Below are 4,484 nucleotides of genomic sequence, written 5' to 3' on the forward strand. Positions count from 1 at the left end.
TTCTGAAAATAGCAGCCTCCTTATTTTATATCTCCAACTCACAACTCATATCTCACCACTTTTATTTAAACGACGCTGCAATAACTCATGTCATCCACAGGGTTGTTATGATTTGCTCTCACCTTATGGCAAATATCCAGACCATCCTGAACTTGTTTGACACAAAATACTTCTTGGTGGTATAGATACTGAAATCTGAAGCAAAAGCCCGGAACAATGTTCTCGGCACTTGAATCTCGATATAACGAAAATCGACAGATTTGTTCGCTGCTTTTGTGTGGGTGAGGTTTTTTCAAATCCATTAGAATTATAGATCGTCAATATTTTTTGAATAAGAAAAAGACTTATCAAAAACGGAAGGCAATATGGGGGAAAAGATTGAAGGCGCAAAGCAATATTTATTCCCATAGCTCCATTTCTTAACAACGGGAAAGAGCATAAAAACTTTCGTATCAAATCGGAAGACGTCTTAACTTTCACAGTACATATTTCCTCTGGATCTATTTGAGCCTTAAAGTTCGGGCAGTAACATTCTTAAGCTCGCATATTCTGAGAGATCATTTAAGAAGCACTCTGGGGGTACAGTGTTGCGTTAATAACGGTGAAGGAACAAGTTCGCGACTGCATAGCTGATCAGATTCACGGATTTTGAATAGACCGAATTGTTAATTTATTATTAATAATTAAATAAGATACAAGGAGTTAAATAATGAACATACGTGTAATGGTCGATATGTCAGTCACTTTGCTGCATCATGGACATATAAGACTTCTCAGGAAAGCCGCAAAATATGGAGAGGTAGTGGTTGGGCTTTCAACCGACCAAGACATTAAGAAATATAAAGGGCACACACCTCTTCTGACATGGGGATTCAGAAAAGAGATAATGGAATCAATCAGGTATGTGACAGAGGTCGTTTCGGTGCCCTACATTATCACCGAAGCTGTGCTTGATAAACACGGGGTCCAATTTCTTGTACATGGGGACGACAATTCCAATACTATCAGTGAGGACAGGCTGATTATATTGCCCAGGACCCCTGCGATCAGTAGCAGCATGTTGTTGGAGTACAATCGTCGAATCAACATCATACAGCGTACCATGGATTCTGATTTTTCAAGTTCATTATTAACACAGTCCTCAAATCTCGAAAAATGTTAATGGAAACAGGCCTTAGCTATGATGACTTCGTTGATATCTTTGGGCCTCAAATAGAAAGCCCTGAAGCGTTCGATATATTCTTTGAGAATCCAATTAATTCTATTTCCAAAATGGCACAAGAAATGCGGATTGAGCTTCTGATTGATATATTGACTACTTGATGCCAGATCCTACCCTTTCAGGGTGGACTATATAGTAACGCTTCTTCCGAACCTGATTTCCGGTTGATCTTTGAAGGATTTTTAAACTGATTTTGTAATTGAGGCCGACTTGCCGGTAGATGATAGCTTAATTTTTAATTATATAAGGATAAATGTTTCTAATGACTGAGTATAACTTTCACCAGGGTTTTGAACGGCTGGCAAATGCCTGGTCCGGAAAAGGAGATCGTCCTCCTGTCTTTGCCCAGCTCCATGAGTTCGCCCTGCGGCAGAGTGGAGAATCTGGGAAAAAATTCTATCAGAATCCTGAAATTTTTGTAAAAGGCATATTAAATACTTCAAAAAATATCAGTCTGGATATCCCGGATATCGTATGGGATGCATATAATCTTGAGGCCGAAGCTCTTGGGGTAAAAGTCTTTTTCGAAGACAATGCATCTCCTGCCTTGGACCAGACCCCGATCATTGAAAATGAAAAAGATCTGGCTGCTTTAAAAATACCGGATCCGGAGGCATCCGGGCGTTACGGCTTTGCCATGGACTGCATGGAAATTTTCAGGAAACTGACCGGTGTGGCAAGTCCCCACAGTTTTTGTTCTCCAATGAGCCTTGCAACTCTGTTGATCGGTTATGAAAAAATCGTTATGGCGGCGTATACAAATCCTGATTTTGTCCACAAGGTGTTGACCGTGATCACAGAAGAAGTGATAGCCCCGTATATTAATGCCGTTTTTAACCGGTTTGAAGATTGTCCTGCTGCAGACGGAGCTGATGCTCTGTCATCTCTTCCTTTTTTGACCCAGGAGATGCTGGAAAATTTCAGTGTTCCCTATATCCTGCGGCTCAGAGAATTATGTGGAGACCGGGTGGTGGTCCGCAACTGGTGGGGGGATTCATTTTCCAAAGATCTGGATGCTTTTTGGGACATGAAGATGAAGGTAGGCAATAAGGTTCTTGAAGTTCAGGACCCGGATCTTTTCAAAATCGGACCTGATAAGGTCATGGCATATGCGAAAAAGCAAAACTGTCCGGTCATCCTTGGTGTGGATCAGACCCTTCTTGCCAACGGAACACCGGGTGAGATTGAAGAGCGGGTAAAAGAGTATGTCAGGGTTGGCGGTCAGAACCGGAAACTGGTGCTCTATCTGTGTAACCTGAATTTTTCAACACCACCCGAGAATATTGCGGCAGCCGTATCAGCTGTTAATGAATACGGCTGGTATGAGGAAGAGGTGAAGTAAACCTGTAAAACGTTCAATCGGTTTTTCCATTAGTCTATCCATTGGTCTATCCGGTTTTCGTCGTAAAAAAGGTATGTAAAAGTAATGCTTAATCTTTTGTTTAAAAAACAAATCAGAATTGAATTATTGATTGAAGATTATCTGGGTGCCTTGGAACAGACCCAGAATAATTTCAGACAGGCTATGAATTCCTGTATTGATGATTCTGTCTGTCATAAATTTGAATCAAAGGCAGATGATATCAGAGATGAAATCAAAGCCATGATGTATGGTAATGCCCTGATTCCCGATTCCAGGGGAGATAACTGGTGACACATAGTATTCATAGGGCTCAGTCCAGACAAAATTTGGGCACCCCCACATATGGTCTATAGGGCTTTTCCAGTCTTGAGTTTTTAATTCAATTATATGAGCCAATGGCGTCATCCCGGACCATTTCCCAGTACTAATTTTTATAATATAGCAAATTGAATGGACCTGGTTGCCAAGAACCCTCGGTTCACAGGGTCGAAAAAAATTAGCTTAAGTATGTATAAAGTTGAATGGGGTCATACAATTTCTAATACTGATATTCTCCAAATAAGTTGAATAGTTACCTTCAAATTTGATTATGCTTATTTCTTTGTAAAGTTGATTTTTATAGGCCGGAGATAAACGGAATTCTGTTTATCATGATTTTTTGGGTTTATACTGTTAGAAAATAACAATTTCTTAAAAAAGCTTGTTGTAATTCCCATGTCTCTCTGATAGCAATTTGGGTGTTATCCTGTTTGTTATTTTTTTTGTATGTTCAACAGAAAAAAAATGGTGAATTCCTTGTTGGATTTAATAAAGGAGTATCAATTGACATATTCGTTCAGAATTAGGATCAATAGCTCTCTTACTAACACAATACAAACAGAAGAAAGTGAAATAGCCATTCCTTCTGAAAACGAGAATTACGCAATTTCATTGCGATCTGAAAATGGGTTGCCAATTAAAGAGTCTGATCAATTTTCTTTAATTGGGTCTGGTTATCCTTCTGAGGAAGAAGCAAACTCAGAAGGCGTAAAAATTCAAAGAGCTTTAATGGTGGCCCTAGCTAAGGTAAGAATTGGTGCGGATTATGGTCATAGAGCTGCTAAAAGTGTTATGACTAAGTATGGCCTTAAGTGGGCTGAAAAAAAGACTGGAGTACGAGTACGCTTACTTGATAATACTCATGGGCTAATGGTGTATAAAACCTATCCAAAGCCTAAATTTGTATCAGTAAGTGGTCAGTTTGCTCACGGAGCAAATTGTGACTCATTTGTAGAAATATTCACAAAGTTGATTCAAAAAGAACCTGTATTACGCGAACGTGATTTAGTTGCTTTCACTCTGTTTAATGCTTCTTTCTTCCACCCAACGTCTGATAGTAGGTTCGTTTTGTTAGTTATGGCTATTGAAGCACTCATTGAGCCAATTGAACGTTCCCCAGATGCAGTTTTATTCGTTGACAACCTAATAAAACAAACAAAATATAGCGAGATAGAAAAGAATGAGAAAGACTCAATTGTTGGCAGCCTTAATTGGCTAAGAAAAGAATCGATTAACCAGGCTGGAAAGCGTCTCGTGTCAAGCCGCATACCAACTGAACAAAAATACAATGGCATGAGCCCAGAAAAATTCTTTTCTAAATGCTATCAGCTAAGAAGCGACTTGGTTCATGGAAACATTCCGTACCCTACCTTTAAAGAGATAGGAAGTGTAGTAGGCACGTTGGAAGTACTCGTTTCTGACTTATTAACAAAGCATTTCCTTGAGGAGATAGAATGATATCTAATCGGGTAGCCGGGGGTTTTAATCCCCCAGCCCCCACAACACCCTGCATGCGGGTCCGCACAGGGCGTTTCACCAAGATTACCGGGCCGAGGCCGGGTAATGAATTTTCACCCACTG

4 protein-coding genes are annotated in these 4,484 nt (G+C 40.0%); all 4 read left to right on the top strand.

The window, feature by feature from the left end; translation table 11 throughout:
- The first annotated feature begins 709 nt into the window (after nt 1–709).
- The 4 genes from QAI40_RS16845 (at nt 710) to QAI40_RS16860 (ending at nt 4,361) form a co-directional block, all read left to right on the top strand.
- Nucleotides 710–1,162 (top strand): adenylyltransferase/cytidyltransferase family protein, encoded by a 453-nt coding sequence (locus QAI40_RS16845; RefSeq protein WP_304511899.1) that lies wholly within the window; start codon nt 710–712, stop codon nt 1,160–1,162.
- A 322-nt stretch (nt 1,163–1,484) separates the two neighbouring features.
- Nucleotides 1,485–2,564: a uroporphyrinogen decarboxylase family protein gene (locus QAI40_RS16850; protein ID WP_304511900.1), complete on the top strand. Its 1,080-nt coding sequence runs from the start codon at nt 1,485–1,487 to the stop codon at nt 2,562–2,564.
- A gap of 84 nt (nt 2,565–2,648) precedes the next feature.
- The gene (locus QAI40_RS16855) at nt 2,649–2,876 is read left to right on the top strand and encodes a hypothetical protein (protein WP_304511901.1); all 228 of its coding nucleotides are present in this window, start codon (nt 2,649–2,651) and stop codon (nt 2,874–2,876) included.
- Nucleotides 2,877–3,407: 531 nt separating this feature from the next.
- The gene (locus QAI40_RS16860) at nt 3,408–4,361 is read left to right on the top strand and encodes a HEPN domain-containing protein (protein WP_304511902.1); all 954 of its coding nucleotides are present in this window, start codon (nt 3,408–3,410) and stop codon (nt 4,359–4,361) included.
- Nucleotides 4,362–4,484: the final 123 nt, after the last annotated feature.

Source organism: Desulfobacula sp. (assembly GCF_030611305.1).
Lineage (GTDB): Bacteria > Desulfobacterota > Desulfobacteria > Desulfobacterales > Desulfobacteraceae > Desulfobacula.